The sequence below is a fragment of the Nocardiopsis sp. FR4 genome, from assembly GCF_009830945.1.
Classification (GTDB): Bacteria; Actinomycetota; Actinomycetes; order Streptosporangiales; family Streptosporangiaceae; genus Nocardiopsis.
The window spans coordinates 20,415-34,779 of record NZ_VWVV01000042.1 but is presented as its reverse complement, the minus strand read 5'-3'; the positions used below and the strand labels follow the sequence as shown (position 1 = coordinate 34,779).

Genomic DNA, 14,365 nt, shown 5'->3' with positions numbered 1-14,365 from the left:
GCGCCAGGCGGCCAATCTCCTTCAGCCACGACAGCGGCAAAGCCATGACAGCCATACCTGGCGCTCCTGGGGTCCTCCCGACCCTACAGACGGTCAGGAACGAACCCCATGAAGAAAGGTAAGGAGCCATGACCCGCGTCGGATTCCTCTACCCCGGCTTCAGCGCCCAGGACGACTACACGGCCTTCGCCGAACTGCTCGGCGAGGGGGTCGAACTCCCCGTGGTGCACACGCTCATGCGCGAGGACGCCCACCGTGTGGACGCCCTGCTCGACGTCGGCGGGGAGGACGTGCTCGCCAAGGGCGCCGAGGAACTGGCCCTGATGGAGGTGGACGCCGCGGTGTGGGCGTGCACCAGCGGAAGCTTCGTGTTCGGCTGGGAGGGCGCGCGCAGGCAGGTCGAGGGGGTGCGCCGGGTGTCGGGGGCTCCCGCGTCGAGCACCTCGTTCGCCTTCGTGCACGCGCTGACCCAGCTCCGCGTGTCCCGGGTGGCGATCGCGGCCACCTACCCCGACGACGTCGCCCAGCGGTTCGTGGAGTTCCTGGGCGAGGCGGGGGTGACCGTCCTGTCCCTGGCCAGCCACGGCATCGCCACCGCCGCCGAGGTCGGCCGGCTCGACCCCGACGACGTCCTGGACTTCGTCATCTCCAACGACCACCCGCGGGCGGAGGCCGTCCTGGTGCCGGACACCGCCCTGCACAGCGCCCACCTCATCGAGCCCCTGGAAGCGCTGCTCGGCAAGACCGTGCTCACCGCCAACCAGGTCAGCGTGTGGGAGGGGCTGCGCCTGGCGGGGGTGACCGCGGGCCGGAACTCCGGCCCGGGCGCGCTGTTCCGCTCGGGTTCGGCCGCCGTCAGCAGCGCCCTGGCCTCCAGCTAGCCTCGACGGGACGCCCACGCCCCGTCCTACCGAAGGGAAGTCCGACCATGTCCGCCCCAGGCCAGCTCAGACCCGTGCCCCGTCGCTCCACCGCCGAGCTGATCGCCGACCAGCTCAGGTCGGCCATCATGCACGGCTCCCTCGCCCCGGGGGACCAGCTCGGCGAGTCGGAACTGGCGGGGAAACTGGGCGTCAGCCGCAGTCCGCTGCGCGAGGCGACGCAACGCCTGGTGCAGGAGGGCCTGCTGCGCAGCGAGCGGCACCGGGGCCTGTTCGTGCGCGAGCTCACCGCCGCGGACGTGCGGGACGTCTACGTGGCCCGGCTCGCCGTCGAGCGGACCGCGTGCGAGCTGATCATGCGCGGCAACCGGGGCGAGGCGGTGGCGCGCCTGACCCCGGCCGTGGACCGGCTGGCCGAGGCCGCCGCCGACCGGGACCGCGACGCCATGAGCGACGCCGACCAGGCCTTCCACCGGACCCTGGTGAGCTGCGCGGGCAACAGCCGTCTGGAGCGCATGGCGCAGACGCTGCTGGTGGAGACCCGCATGTGCCTGAACGCGATGCAGGACGTGTACCCCGAGCCCCGGGAGATCCTGGACGAGCACCGCCGCATCCTGGACGCGATCGTGGACGGGGACGAGGCGGAGCTCATGCGGCTCATCGAGGCGCACATGACGGAGACGGCCGCACGGATCAACGCCGGGGCCCCGGCGGAGGGCGCCGGGTCCTGAGGCCCCGGCGCCCTCCCGGTCAGATCCCCCCGATCCCCACGTACTTCGTCTCCAGGAACTCCTCGATGCCCACACGGCCGCCCTCGCGGCCCAGGCCGGAGTGCTTCACGCCGCCGAAGGGCGCGGCCGGGTTGGAGACCACGCCCTGGTTGAGGCCGACCATGCCGGTCTCCAGGGCCTCGCTGACCCGCAGCGCCCGGTTGAGATCGCGGGTGTAGACGTAGCTGACCAGGCCGTACTCGGTGTCGTTGGCCACGCGCAGCGCCTCCTCCTCGGTCTCGAAGGGCAGCACCGGGGCCACCGGGCCGAAGATCTCGGTGCTCGACAGCTCGGCCGCGAAGGGCACGTCGGCGAGCACGGTGGGCTGGTAGAAGTGGCCCGCCCCCTCGCCGGGGCCGCCGCCGACCAGGACCCGGGCGCCCCGGTTCACGGCGTCGTCCACCAGGCGCTGCACCTTGTCCCGGGCCTTGTCGTCGATGAGCGGTCCCACCTGGACGCCCTCCTCCAGGCCCCGGCCCATGCGCAGGGCGCCCATGCGCCGGCTGAGCCGCTCGGAGAACTCCTCGGCGATCCCGGCCTGGGCGTAGATGCGGTTGGCCGCCGTGCAGGCCTCGCCGATGTTGCGCATCTTGGCGAGCATGGCCCCGTCCACGGCGGCGTCCAGGTCGGCGTCGTCGAAGACCAGGAAGGGCGCGTTGCCGCCCAGCTCCATGGAGGTGCGCAGGACCTGGCCCGCGCTCTGCTCGAGGAGCTTGCGGCCCACGGCGGTGGAGCCGGTGAAGGAGATCTTGCGGATGCGGCCGTCGCTGAGCAGGGGCTCGGTGACCGCCCCCGGGTCCGTGGTGGGGATGACGCTGAGGACGCCCTCGGGCAGGCCCGCCTCGGCCATGACCCCCGCGAGCGCGAGGGCGGACAGGGGGGTCTGGTGGGCGGGCTTGAGCACCATGGTGCACCCGGCTGCGATGGCGGGGCCGATCTTGCGGGTGCCCATCGCCATCGGGAAGTTCCAGGGGGTGATGAGCATGGAGGGGCCGACCGGCTGGCGCATGACGAGGAAGCGCGACTTGCCGTCCGGGGAGACGGAGAAGCGTCCCTCGATCCGGACGGCCTCCTCGGAGAACCAGCGCAGGAACTCGGCGGCGTAGGCGATCTCGCCCCGGGCCTCCGGCAGGGGCTTGCCCATCTCCAGGGTCATCAGGACCGCCAGTTCCTCCTGGCGCTCCATCAGCAGCTCGTAGCCGCGGCGGAGGATCTCGCCGCGGTCGCGGGGGGCGGTCCGCGCCCAGTCGGCCTGGGCCCCGTGCGCGGCGTCCAGGGCGTCGAGGGCGTCCTCCTTGCCCGCGTCCGCGACCTCGCAGAGCACCTCCCGGGTGGAGGGGTCCTCCACCTCGAAGGTGGCACCGGAGGCGGAGTCGCGCCATGTACCGCCGACGAACAGGCGCTTGTCCACCTGCGCGACGATCCGTGCTTCCTGATCCGACATGTTCTCTACTCCCCGGTCGAGGTTGGTCCTGTGGTCAGAACTGCCCGACGTGAGCCCACTGGACACCGCCGCGGCACGGATGCTTCCATAGGCAGCGTAGATTGTCGACAATCCTACGGAACCCCGAACACGGAATCGAGGCATCGCATGGCGGAGCTCTCCCCGATCCTCAAGCAGGCGACCCCCGTCGTCGCCGCCCGAGGCGAGGGCGCCTACATCTACGACGAGGACGACCGCCGCTATCTCGACTTCACCGCCGGCATCGGCGTCACCAGCACCGGGCACTGCCACCCCCGGGTGGTGGCCGCCGCCCAGGAGCAGGTGGCCACTCTGGTCCACGGGCAGTACACCACCGTGATGCACCGGCCGCTGCTGCGCCTCACCGAGCGGCTCGGGGAGGTGCTGCCCGAGGGCCTGGACCGGTTGTTCTACGTCAACTCCGGCAGCGAGGCCGTGGAGGCCGCCCTGCGGCTGGCCCGGCAGGCGACCGGACGGCAGAACGTGATCGTGTTCCAGGGCTCCTTCCACGGACGGACCATGGGCGCCGCGTCGCTGACCACGTCCGGGGTCAAGATCCGCGCGGGCATCGGCCCGCTGGTGCCCGGCGTGGTGGTGTCCCCGTTCCCGTACGCCTACCGGCTGGGGATGTCGGAGGCCGACGCTGTCGCGTACGCGCTGCGCGAGCTGGACTACCAGTTCGCCACGGTCACCTCGCCGCGCGACACCGCGGCCGTGTTCATCGAGCCCGTGCTCGGCGAGGGCGGCTACGTGCCGGTGCCGGACGCGTTCCTCCAGGGGCTGCGCGAGCGCGCCGACCGGCACGGGTTCCTGCTCGTCGCGGACGAGGTGCAGACCGGCTTCGGGCGCACGGGCACGTTCTGGGGGCACGAGCCGTCGGGTGTGCGCCCGGACGTGGTCATCACCGCCAAGGGGCTGGCCAGCGGCTTCCCGCTGTCGGCGATCGCCGCTCCCGCCGCGGTCATGGAGAAGGCCTGGCCGGGCTCCCAGGGCGGGACCTACGGCGGCAACGCGGTGTCCTGCGCCGCCGCGCTGGCCACGCTGGACGTGATCCGGGAGGAGGGCCTGGTGGAGAACGCCGCGCGCATGGGCGAGCGGCTGCGCCAGGGCCTGGAGAAGGTGGCGGAGTCCACCCAGGCGATCGGCGACGTGCGCGGCCGGGGGCTGATGCTCGGCAACGAGTTCACCGCCGCCGACGGCACGCCCGACGGGGCGGCCGCGCTGCGGGCCCAGCAGGCCGCCGCCCGCCACGGGCTGCTGCTGCTCACCTGCGGCCCGGAGGGGAACGTGGTGCGGATGATCCCGCCGCTGATCGTCACCGGCGACCAGGTGGACAGCGCGGTGTCCCTGTGGGCCGCCGCCGTGGAGGAGGCCGTCGCGGGCTGAGGCGTCGGGGGAGGGACCGCTCGACCGGTCCCTCCCTCCCCCCGAGAACCGTCCGCCGGGAACGTGCGTTAGGCAGAGGGGACTCGAACGCGACGGAACCGGCGGAGGGAGCCGTACCCGTGGAAGGACCCCGACGGAAGTTCCTCAGCACCGCGGGTGGCGGCGCACGCCCCGTGCTCGACCCCGAACTGCCGCCCCGCGTCGCCAGGAGGCTCGCGAGGAGTTCCCGCCTCCTGCGTCCGGAGGCGGCCTGGGCGAGGCAGCCCCGGGTCCCCAACCGGACGCGCATGGCGGCGGCCGGGACCGCGGTCGCCGCGTCGAGCGCGGTCTGGGCGCTGGCCAGCGGTCCCCTGCTCCTGGAGTCGGTCCCCCTGTACTTCCTCGGGCTCCTGGTCCACTCCTCGGTCGTGGGCGCCGCCGGGTTCGCCGCCACCCGCGTACGCCCCCGGAGCCTGGTGCCGCGGTGGCTGGCCTCCGCCGCGGGGCGCCGTGTGTGGAAGGCGTTCTCGCTCTCCTTCCCGGCCGTGACCCTGGCGAGCTGGTTCCCCGCCCTGACCGGGCCGGAATGGGCCTTCACCCTCGGATGGTGGGTTCCGGGCGCGGTGTACGCGGCCGCGGCCCTGTGGGCGGGGTGGTGGTGGCCCCGGGACGACCGCCTGGCGGCGGCGCACGCGGGCGGCTACCTGGTGCCGGCGAGCCTCGGCCGACGCGGCGCCGCCCTGCTGCGCGACGTGCAGGGCGCCGTCGACACCGTCGAGGAGGCGGACCGGCGGTTGGGAGGTTCCTTCGACGCGGCCCAGCCGCTGGCGGTCCTGCGCGCCGAGGAGTGGCGGATCGCCTCGGTCCTCTACCAGTACCAGCGGATCCGGGAGGAGCACCGGGCGGACTCCCTCGAAGCCGTCTCCGACCGGGTGCGCGACGTGCTGGACCGCCAGCGCGACCGGCAGGAGGCCGTGTACCGCGAGGTGGAGGCCCGGGTGGCGGCGATCCGGGACTACGGCGCGGCCGTCGAGGAGGCCCTGTCCGCCCACGAGGAGTGGGAGCGGGTCCAGCGGGCCGAGGAGCGCCAGCGCCGGATCGACTCCCTCGTCAGCCAGGCGGGCTCCGACGGCGGCAACGCCGAACGGCTCCGCGACGAGGCCCTGAACGCACACGCCGTCCGGGAGGCCCGGGGCGAGCTGACCGACCGGGTACTGGAGGCGGGGCGCCTCCTGGAGACCGCACCTTCCGTAGTGGACAGAACACCACTCGGATAAAAAGTGACTTATGCCACATGGCAACTTTGTTACCAGTAATGACATCCCGTCACCCCCGCCCGTCCGCCCGCACGTCTTGACGTGACCGTTCCGTGACCGCGACATTGGGGCCCCTCCCTCCCGCATACCAGTGAGGAACTCCCGATGATCGACCGACGACTGTTCCTCGGCGGCGCCTCCCTCGCCGCCGTGGGCGGCCCCCTGCTGGCCGCGACCGGCTGCTCCTCCCCTTCGGGGAACGCCGAGCTCGCCTCCTCCGCCAATCCGGGAGCGCTCCCGGTCACGGTCTCCAACGAGACCGGGGCCTTCTCCGACAACGAGGTCCTCGTGTACGTCGTGGGCACGGACCTGACCACGGACCGGCAGTGCTGGGTGGACGCCGACGGCACGCCGCACCCGGTCAGCGAGTCCGACAACACCGACGACGGGTACACCGACTACGCGATCCCGCTGGACTCCGCCAGCGAGCTCTCCCTGCCCTTCATGTCGGGGCGCGTGTACTTCGCCCTGGGCGGCAAGCTCCGGTTCCGGGTGGTCGCCGACGGCAACGGCCGGCCCGCCCTGCAGTACCCGGCCGGGTGGGTGGAGTCCGACCCCAGCCACGGGGTGCTGCACGACACCGTGGAGTTCACCCACGACGACACCGGCATGTACTGCAACACCAGCATGGTGGACCAGTTCAGCGTGCCCCTGGGCATCCGCCTCCTGGGCGAGGCGGACCAGACCACGGGCACGTTCCGGCCTGGCGGGCGCGACGCGGTGTTCGAGGCGCTCTCCGCCGACCCCGACTTCTCCCCGCTCGTGGTCGGGGGCGGCGAGCGCGTCATCTCCCCCGGGCACGGACTGGACGCCGGGCTCTTCCGGGCCGACTTCTACGACGCCTACATCGACGAGGTCTGGGCCCGCTACAGCACGACCGACCTGCGCGTGACGACCAACGCGGGCACCTTCACCGGGCGCGTGGACGGCTCGGGCGCCCTGGTCTTCGACGGCGGGGTGACCCCCATCGCCAAGCCCACCACCCGCGACGTGTTCTTCTGCGACGGCGCGCTGCACGCGCCCAACGACGGGATCACCGGCCCGGTGGCCGCGATCCTGGGCGCCGCCTTCAACCGCTCCACCCTGCTCGACAGCGCGGAGCACCCGGTCACTGGCCCCGCGGCCTTCTACCGCCACGGGACCACCAACCGGTACGCGGCCGCCCTGCACGCCAACACCGAGGACGGCAAGGCCTACGGGTTCGCCTTCGACGACGTCTCCGACTTCGCGTCCTACGTCCAGGACCACGCACCCGTGTCGCTGCACGTGACCCTCACACCCTTCTAGCCGGAGAAACCCATGCGAAACAGAGCGCGTCTCCTGGCCTGCGCCACCCTTCTGCCCCTGGCCGCGTGCGCACCGGCCACGCAGGCCGGAACCGTCGCCGACACCGCCGACACCGCGTGCGGCGTGTTCTTCGACGACTTCGACTACGACGGCCCGCGGGACCCGGCACTGACCGGCCACGGCTGGCGCGTACGCGGCTGGCCCGGCGGCCCGGGCGTCCCGGGCGCCTCCTGGGAGGCCGACAACGTCTCCTTCGTCCGGGAGGAGGGCGGTTCGCTGCTGCGGCTGAGCGCGACCACGGACGGCACGCCCGAGGGCACCAGCCAGGCCGAGCTGACCTTCGGCGAGGAGAAGTTCCACGAGGGCACCTACGCGGCCCGGGTGAGGTTCTCCGACGAACCGGTCACGGGCGAGGACGGCGGCACCGTGCTCCAGACCTTCTACACGATCCGGCCGCTGGAGTACGACAACGACCCGGCATACAGCGAGCTCGACTTCGAGTACCTGCCCAACTCCGGGTGGGGAGCCCCCGCCGAGGCGCTGTACCTGACCTCGTACCGCACCTACCAGCGCGACCCCTGGGAGGCGGACAACACGCACGACGCGGTGCACCGGTCCCTCGCGGGCTGGCGCGACCTGGTGGTGCAGGTCCGGGACGGCGCGGTCCGGTACCACGTGGACGGCGAGCTGGTGGCCGAGCACGGCGGGCGGTACTACCCGTCCTCGCCGATGTCCGTCAACTTCAACCAGTGGTTCGTCGACATGAGCGGCCACACCGGCGGACCGAGCACCTATGTGCAGGACGTGGACTGGGTCTACCACCAGCAGGACGAGGCCGTGGCCCCCGAGGAGGTCGGCCGCCGCGTGGCGGAGCGGCGCGGCTCGGGCGTCTCCCGCGCCGACGGGGTCGTCCTCGGCGCCTCCTGCTGACCTCCCGCGGTGAGCGCGGCGGCCCCGCCGGCCTCCCCCGGCCGCGGGGCCGCCGCCGGCTCCCATGACCGTCCTCACACGAGAAAAGCGTTCGGAGCGCCTCCCGCACCGTGATAGAGTCAAAGACGTCGCCAGGGAGACCGGGCGACATACAAATGAACAGCCTGCACTCGTAGCTCAATGGATAGAGCATCTGACTACGGATCAGAAGGTTGGGGGTTCGAGTCCTCCCGAGTGCGCCACCTTGAGACAGTGGCAGAACGGCCCTGAACGGCGTCAAACGCGGTTCGGGGCCGTTCTGTTTGCCCTGTGGCCACCCCCGGCACCGGGTGGGAATGAAGTCGGCTCCGAACCGAACCCGCTCTGACCCGGGGTTCCTCGGGAGGTTCCGACAGGAGCCGAACGTTTCAGACGGTGGATCACGTTTGTCGGAGCCGTTGGTGGTGCGGGCCGCGGCGCTGCACACGCTCGGACACCGCCCCGATCTCGCTGAGCTGGGCGACCGTGTGCCCGGCCTCCCGCCCAGCGGCCGGCCGGCCCGCCCGGTTCTTTCGGACGGACCGGCCGGTATCGGGTCGGCTCCGGTACCGGCAGCCGGATCGGTTACAGGTCGACCTCGCTGCCGCGGATGGTCACCACGAGGCGGCCGCTGGAGTCGAAGCGCCAGTCCAGGGATCCGGAGTACTGGGAGCACCGGGAACCGTTGGAACCGTCCCGGAACCGGTTCGAGCCATCGGCGTCGCCCTTGTACCGGTCGGTCGAACCGCTGTCACACGAGGTGTTGTTGCGGAACACCGAGGAGCCGCCGTCGAACTGGAAGTTGCGTTCCTGGTTGCCGACGCTCAGGTTGTTCGAGACCGTCATGGTGCCGGGGTTCGAGTTGTAGGTGAACCCGTGCTTGCCGTTCTCGAAGGCGATGGTGTGGTGGATGTGGTGGTCCACCTCAATGCCCGAACCGCCGAGCTTGAACCCGTTGCGGTCGCCGTCCGAGTGCTGGGAGCCATCCGAGAGCGAGCCGTTGCCGAACGCCAGCGAGTGTTCGATGGTCACCGCGCCGATCGGGCCCGTGTCCGACTTGGTGAACAGGTCGTAGCCGTCGTCGATGTTGTTGTACGCCACGGTGTAGCGGAAGACGTTCCCCTCTCCGACGGTGAGCTTGGGGGCGAACCCGTCTGCGTCCTCACCGTCGGAGTCGGCGTTGTCGTGCGAGACCGAGCTGACGATCAGGTTGTTCGAGGGCCACTCCGCCCGGGGAGCCCCGGCGGTGTACCGCGACAGTTGCAGCCCGGTGTCGCGGTTGTACCGGCTGGTCACCCGCTCGATGACGTTGTTGTCACCGCCCAGCAGGATTCCGTTGTCGCCGGCGCGCTCGACGACGAGGCCGTTGATGTGCCACCAGTCTCCGCCGATGGCCAGTCCCCGGTTGGACGAGTCCTCGCTCTGGGCTGAGAAGTTCAGCACGGGAGTCTCACCGGGGTGGGCGAACAGCTCGTTGCGGTCGTTCGGCAGACCGTCGTTCCCCGGCTCGATGTGAACCGTCCCGGAGAAGTCATAGGTACCGCCGCGCATGTAGATCGTCCCGCCGGGCTCGATCCGGTCGATCGCCGAGGTGAGCGTCGTCGGGTCGGACTCGGTGCCGGAGGCGCTGTCTCTGCCGCTGGGAGCCACGAAGAACTCGTCGCCCGAAGGCGGCGGGGTGTCGCCTCCTCCGTCCGTCGGCGGAGTGTCGCCCCCGTCGTCCGGCGGCGAGTCGGCGTAGGTCTCGAACTCGGCGACGCGGGGTGTGCCGTTCGAGCTGGTGATCTCGAAGTTGACCTTGCGCAGCGTCGTCGGGGCGAAGGTGATGGCACCCGCTCCGCTGCCGGTGGCCAGGACGGCGCCGGTGTCGTGGTCGACGACCCGCCAGGAGCCGATCCGGCCCCGGCCGCCTCGCGGATGTTGATCGCGGACACCGTGGTGTTGGAGCCCCACTTGACCGAGATGCGGCCGGTCGAACCGCTCGGCGACCAGTAGGTGCCCATGTCACCGTCGACGGCGTTCCCGTAGCTGGTGCCGCTGGCCTTGCTGGAGCCGTCGGCGCCGGCCCCGATGCTGAGGTTGGTCCCATCGCTCTGGGTCGCGTAACCCGTCGCGTCGCCGGTCTGCGCCGATGCCGGGGACATCGGCAGGGACGGACCGGTCGCCACCACGGCTGCGGTGGCCAGTGTCGACAGGAGTCGGCGCGTGTGTGCTCGTCTCACTGCTCACCTTTTCCTGTTGGGGGTACACGTTGACGTGTTCCCTCCGAGCGCAGAGAAAGCGCTTTCCATGTCAAGGGGGTTAATACAATCGCTTGCAAGAGGGACAAATATTTTGACTCTCCTCCATGGCTGTGGCCTGCGAATCCATTGGCATCCGACGTCGACTTAGGGATCGGACGTCTTTAACCGTGCAACCGATTGGAACGCCTCCCCGGGTGTGCTCGTGGCGTCGGTGACTGTTGGTCATCACGGGCGGTGTGTGCTTGACGGCCTCCGACCGGTCGACCTTCCGGGCGCCGTAGGCCGGCCCCGTCGCCAGGTCGTACAGCGGAGCCACACGGGTCAGTGCCGGTGCGTGCAGAAGGGAGATGTCCTTCGCGTGCCCGTCGGAAGCCCCCGCCACTCTGCGCACCGTCCCTGTGGGCGACGAGGAGGCGAAGGCCGCTTCGGCGCTGTTGACGGGGGCCGGACTGCACGGCCACAAATACGCCATCGACGCGGCCGTGGCCGAGACCACGCTCCGGCAGCACCGTCCCGTGGTCATGTTGACCTCCGGCATCGACGACATGACCAAGCTCTGCGGCGAGCGGGTCCGCCTCGTCTCCGTGTGAGCCGCCGGGGAGCCGCTTCGATCCGACAGGCTGACCAGCTCCTCCCCCGTGGGAAGGCCGGTTCGGGGCGCCGAGACGTCAGCGCACAGGTTCTGACCCGCGAATGTTCATTCGACCACCCGACTCCGCGGAACCCGGCTCACCCCGGCGGCTGTGTGAGCCGACGCGGGCGCGTGGAACACCGCGTTTTCCTAGCGTGGCCCCCGAGAGGCCCAGCAAGGGAGAGGCGTCATGGACACACCGGCGGTCATGCGGCGGAGTTCCGCACTCGAGGCGGTCGATCTCGTCAGGACATTCGGGGAGGGGAAGACGGCGGTCACCGCCGTGGCCGGGGTGAACCTCGGTTTCTCCCGCGGGGAGTTCGTCGCCGTCATGGGCCCCTCCGGCTCCGGCAAGTCCACACTGATGAACCTGTTGGCGGGGCTGGACACGCCCACGTCGGGACGCGTGGTGGTGGAGGGCGCGGACCTCGCGTCACTGGACGACCGGCGGCTGACCCTGCTGCGGCGCGAACGCATCGGTTTCATCTTCCAGGCCTTCAACCTGATGCCGGCGTTGACCGCGGAGCAGAACATCCTGCTCCCCCTCACGCTGTCCGGGCGGCGCCCGGACGGAGCCTTCCTCGACGAGATCGCGGGCTCCCTGCGCATCCGGGACCGGCTCGGGCACCGCCCTTCGGAGATGTCCGGGGGCCAGCAGCAGCGCGTGGCGGTCGCCCGGGCCCTGGTGACCAGGCCGGCGGTGGTGTTCGCCGACGAGCCGACCGGTGCGCTGGACGTCTCCGCCAGCCGGGAACTCCTCGGTCGGCTGAGGGATGCGAGCACCCGGCTGCGGCAGACCATCGTGATGGTCACCCACGACCCCGTCGCCGCGACGTACGCCGACCGGGTGCTGCTGCTGTCCGACGGGGCGCTCCACGGCACCATCGAGCGGCCGACCACCCGTGAGGTGCTGGCCGCCATGGCACGGGCGGAGGGCTGATGCTCGGCTACGCCTGGGCGCAGATCCTCGCCCACCCCGCCCGGCTGGCCGCGGTCCTGTCGGCGATCGTGCTCGGCACGCTCTTCCTGGCGGCCACCGCGGTGTTCGCGGCCACCTCCGCCGCCGGGCTGCGCGTGGTCGCGGCGGCCCCGCTCGCGGCGGCCGACGTGGTCGTGGACCGCGACCCGCGGGCCCCCGACCCCGGTGCGGGCTGGCCCGCGTCGGTCGCGGAGCACCCCGACGTCACGGCCACGGCCCCCATCCACGCGAGTACCGTCCAGCTCGTCACCGACGACATCCGCGCCACCACCAACGTCTACAGCGTCTCGGACCATCCGCGGCTGCGGTGGTTCGAGCTGGTCGAAGGCGAGTGGCCCGCTGACTCCGACGAGGTGGTGGCCGACGCCCCGACCCTGGAGTCCTCGGGGCTCGCGGTGGGTGACACCGTGCGCCTCCTCTCCGGCGACGACGGGGAGACCGAGGTGACCGTGGTCGGTGCGGCCGACATCGGGTTCCGGCCGCTGACCGGGGTCCAGTACCAGTTCTACGCGTCCGAGGACTTCTTCACCGGAGAGAGCCCGCTGAGCGTCACGGCCCGGATCGCCGAGGGGACGTCCCCCGAGGCGGTGGTGGAGGAGCTGGACGCGACGCTTCCCGGCGACCTGTACCCCATGACGGCCGAGGAGCAGGCCGACCTGGCCGCGGACCGGTTCGCCGGCGGCTCCCAGCAGCTGGAGATGATCCTGCTCGTGTTCGCCCTCATCGCCCTGCTGGCGGCCGGGCTCGTCATCGCCAACACCTTCGCCATCCTGCTCTCCCAACGGCGGCGCGACACCGCGCTGCTGAGACTGGTGGGGGCGGACCGGTCCCAGGTGCGGAACCTGGTCCTCACCGAGGCGCTGATCGTCGGCTCCGTCGGTTCGCTGACCGGTGTGGCCGCGGGCGTGGGCGCGGGGTACGCGGGCGCCTCCCTGATGGGGCTGACCGGGGACGGCCTGCATGTGAGCGTCCCCGCCCTGGTCGGGGCCCTCCTGACGGGTGTGGTCACGACCCTGTGCGCCGCGTGGTTCCCCGCCCGCGACGCGGCGTCGACCGCACCGGTCGAAGCACTGAGGTCGGCCTCCCCGCGAAGCGATGTCCGCTTCCGGCCCGTCCACGCCGTGGGGCTGGGCCTGGCCGTGCTCGGTGCGGTGTCGATGGCGGCCGGGATGCTGGCGGAGAACCTGCCCGCGGCGATCGCGGGGGGCTTCCTCGGCGCGATCGGCCTGCTCCTGTTCCTTCGCTACGCGATCTCCCTGCTCATCGGTGTCGCCGACCGCCTGCTCCGGCACCGGGGAGGGATCCCGGCACTGGCGGGGGCCAGTCTCCGGCGCGACACCGGCAGAGCGGCCACCGCCACGCTCACCCTGGTGCTGGGGCTCGGACTGATCGCCGCCCTCGCCACGGCCGCGAGCACCGGGCGGGCCACCATCGACGGCGACCTGGGCGAGCGCTTCCCCGTGGACGTGAGCGCGCGGGTGGACAGCGGATCGGTCTCCCCCGACACCGTGGACATGGTCCGCGACATCGAGGAACTGGACCTCGTGGAAGCCCCGCGCACGGCACGGGTGGTCATCGAAGGCCTGGGAGAGACCACCGTGGTGGGGGTCTCCCCCGAGCTGGCGCGTGCCGCGGGCGGCGGGGTCCTGGCCGAGGACGGTGCCGGGAACCCGGTCATGCTGGTGTCCGGAGACCAGTTGGGCGCGCTCGGAGCCGAGTCCGGGGACGCGGTCGACCTCACCGTCGACGGCGAACGCCACCGCTTCGCCGTGTACGTGTCCGCGCTCGCCACCGCTTCGGGCACCCCGAGCCCGGTCGTACGGGAGGGCGTCCTGGACTCCCTGGTCCCCGGCGACGAGCGGGGCCTCGTGTGGGGCATAGCCGCGGAGGGCGCCGACAACGACGCCCTGGCCGAGCGGATGAGCCGGATCGCGGGAGCGGACCCCGGGATCTCCCTCAACGGGGCCCTCAGCGAACGGGGGGATCTGACCGAGGTCCTCGACGTCCTGGTCAACCTGTCCCTGGCGATGCTCCTGGTCACCGTCCTCATCTCCGGTCTCGGGGTGGCGAACACCCTGAGCCTGTCGGTCCTGGAGAGGACGCGCGAACTGGCCCTGTTGCGGGCGCTGGGGCTCACCAGGGCCGGGTTGAGGGGCACACTCGCGGTCGAGGCCACGGTCATCGCCTTCCTGGGCGCCCTACTGGGGCTCGTGGCGGGCGTTCCCTACGGTCTGGTGGGGGTGAACGCGGTCATCGGGGAAACCGCGCCCCTCGTGGTGGCCGTCCCCTGGTCCCAACTGGCGCTCGTACTCGTGGCCGCGCTGGTCATCGGATTGGCCGCGACCCTGTTCCCCGCCCGGCGGGCCGCCCGGATCGCCCCGGCCGAGGGCCTGAGCGGTGACTGACCGACACGGTGCCGCCGGAGGTCCTCCGGCGGCACCCTCGCCCGGGGCCCTCCGGGGCGGGACCGAGGCGACCGGCCC

At 71.8% G+C, this 14,365-nt stretch carries 11 protein-coding genes, 1 tRNA gene and 1 pseudogene; 10 read left to right on the top strand and 3 right to left on the bottom strand.

Features of this window, described 5'->3' with window-relative positions:
* Positions 1–128: 128 nt before the first annotated feature.
* Together FYW95_RS26190 and FYW95_RS26185 are read left to right on the top strand one after the other, a co-directional pair.
* Entirely contained in the window at positions 129–881 is a 753-nt protein-coding gene (locus FYW95_RS26190; protein WP_159941576.1) for a maleate cis-trans isomerase family protein, read from the top strand.
* 47 nt (positions 882–928) lie between these two features.
* Positions 929–1,612, top strand: coding sequence for a GntR family transcriptional regulator (locus tag FYW95_RS26185; RefSeq protein ID WP_160050958.1), 684 nt, complete (start codon positions 929–931; stop codon positions 1,610–1,612).
* A 19-nt stretch (positions 1,613–1,631) separates the two neighbouring features.
* On the opposite strand, the gene FYW95_RS26180 is transcribed toward FYW95_RS26185, so the two are convergent.
* Positions 1,632–3,095, bottom strand: coding sequence for an NAD-dependent succinate-semialdehyde dehydrogenase (locus FYW95_RS26180; RefSeq protein WP_159941574.1), 1,464 nt, complete (start codon positions 3,093–3,095; stop codon positions 1,632–1,634).
* Positions 3,096–3,242: 147 nt separating this feature from the next.
* Here FYW95_RS26180 and FYW95_RS26175 point away from each other — a divergent pair, with 147 nt between their 5' ends.
* The 5 genes from FYW95_RS26175 to FYW95_RS26155 all read left to right on the top strand — a co-directional run bounded on the left by FYW95_RS26175 (position 3,243) and on the right by FYW95_RS26155 (position 8,253).
* Positions 3,243–4,499 carry an aspartate aminotransferase family protein gene (locus FYW95_RS26175; RefSeq protein WP_159941573.1) on the top strand — a complete coding sequence of 419 codons (1,257 nt, stop codon included), beginning with the start codon at positions 3,243–3,245 and terminating at the stop codon, positions 4,497–4,499.
* 119 nt (positions 4,500–4,618) lie between these two features.
* Entirely contained in the window at positions 4,619–5,755 is a 1,137-nt protein-coding gene (locus tag FYW95_RS26170; RefSeq protein ID WP_159941572.1) for a hypothetical protein, read from the top strand.
* A gap of 144 nt (positions 5,756–5,899) precedes the next feature.
* Complete coding sequence (locus tag FYW95_RS26165) at positions 5,900–7,081, top strand: glycoside hydrolase family 64 protein (protein WP_160050957.1); 1,182 nt, start codon at positions 5,900–5,902, stop codon at positions 7,079–7,081.
* A gap of 12 nt (positions 7,082–7,093) precedes the next feature.
* The gene (locus FYW95_RS26160; RefSeq protein ID WP_159941570.1) at positions 7,094–8,011 is read left to right on the top strand and encodes a glycoside hydrolase family 16 protein; all 918 of its coding nucleotides are present in this window, start codon (positions 7,094–7,096) and stop codon (positions 8,009–8,011) included.
* A 166-nt stretch (positions 8,012–8,177) separates the two neighbouring features.
* Positions 8,178–8,253: transfer RNA gene (locus FYW95_RS26155), tRNA-Arg, on the top strand.
* 361 nt (positions 8,254–8,614) lie between these two features.
* Here the strand turns inward: FYW95_RS26155 and FYW95_RS29025 are convergent.
* A complete protein-coding gene (locus FYW95_RS29025; RefSeq protein WP_370463250.1) occupies positions 8,615–9,580 on the bottom strand; it encodes a right-handed parallel beta-helix repeat-containing protein in 966 nt (321 codons plus the stop codon).
* A 183-nt stretch (positions 9,581–9,763) separates the two neighbouring features.
* Positions 9,764–10,119, bottom strand: a pseudogene (locus FYW95_RS29020) (pectate lyase); the annotation flags it as partial.
* A 500-nt stretch (positions 10,120–10,619) separates the two neighbouring features.
* Between FYW95_RS29020 and FYW95_RS26140 the strand changes: the two are divergent.
* The 3 genes from FYW95_RS26140 to FYW95_RS26130 all read left to right on the top strand — a co-directional run bounded on the left by FYW95_RS26140 (position 10,620) and on the right by FYW95_RS26130 (position 14,287).
* Positions 10,620–10,862, top strand: a complete 243-nt coding sequence (locus FYW95_RS26140; protein ID WP_201295051.1) for a hypothetical protein — start codon at positions 10,620–10,622, stop codon at positions 10,860–10,862.
* Between the two features lie 231 nt (positions 10,863–11,093).
* Positions 11,094–11,843 (top strand): ABC transporter ATP-binding protein, encoded by a 750-nt coding sequence (locus FYW95_RS26135; protein ID WP_236567787.1) that lies wholly within the window; start codon positions 11,094–11,096, stop codon positions 11,841–11,843.
* The gene (locus tag FYW95_RS26130; RefSeq protein WP_159942581.1) at positions 11,843–14,287 is read left to right on the top strand and encodes an FtsX-like permease family protein; all 2,445 of its coding nucleotides are present in this window, start codon (positions 11,843–11,845) and stop codon (positions 14,285–14,287) included. Before FYW95_RS26135 ends, FYW95_RS26130 begins: the two co-directional genes overlap by 1 nt.
* Positions 14,288–14,365 lie beyond the last annotated feature (78 nt).

Bases quoted from the DNA above. Each gene is read 5' to 3' on its own strand.
- FYW95_RS26190 (WP_159941576.1), top strand. From the start codon at position 129: ATGACCCGCGTCGGATTCCTCTACCCCGGCTTCAGCGCCCAGGACGAC.
- FYW95_RS26185 (WP_160050958.1), top strand. From the start codon at position 929: ATGTCCGCCCCAGGCCAGCTCAGACCCGTGCCCCGTCGCTCCACCGCC.
- FYW95_RS26180 (WP_159941574.1), bottom strand. From the start codon at position 3,095: ATGTCGGATCAGGAAGCACGGATCGTCGCGCAGGTGGACAAGCGCCTG.
- FYW95_RS26175 (WP_159941573.1), top strand. From the start codon at position 3,243: ATGGCGGAGCTCTCCCCGATCCTCAAGCAGGCGACCCCCGTCGTCGCC.
- FYW95_RS26165 (WP_160050957.1), top strand. From the start codon at position 5,900: ATGATCGACCGACGACTGTTCCTCGGCGGCGCCTCCCTCGCCGCCGTG.
- FYW95_RS26160 (WP_159941570.1), top strand. From the start codon at position 7,094: ATGCGAAACAGAGCGCGTCTCCTGGCCTGCGCCACCCTTCTGCCCCTG.
- FYW95_RS29025 (WP_370463250.1), bottom strand. From the start codon at position 9,580: ATGCGCGGCGGTACCTATGACTTCTCCGGGACGGTTCACATCGAGCCG.
- FYW95_RS26140 (WP_201295051.1), top strand. From the start codon at position 10,620: ATGTCCTTCGCGTGCCCGTCGGAAGCCCCCGCCACTCTGCGCACCGTC.
- FYW95_RS26135 (WP_236567787.1), top strand. From the start codon at position 11,094: ATGGACACACCGGCGGTCATGCGGCGGAGTTCCGCACTCGAGGCGGTC.
- FYW95_RS26130 (WP_159942581.1), top strand. From the start codon at position 11,843: ATGCTCGGCTACGCCTGGGCGCAGATCCTCGCCCACCCCGCCCGGCTG.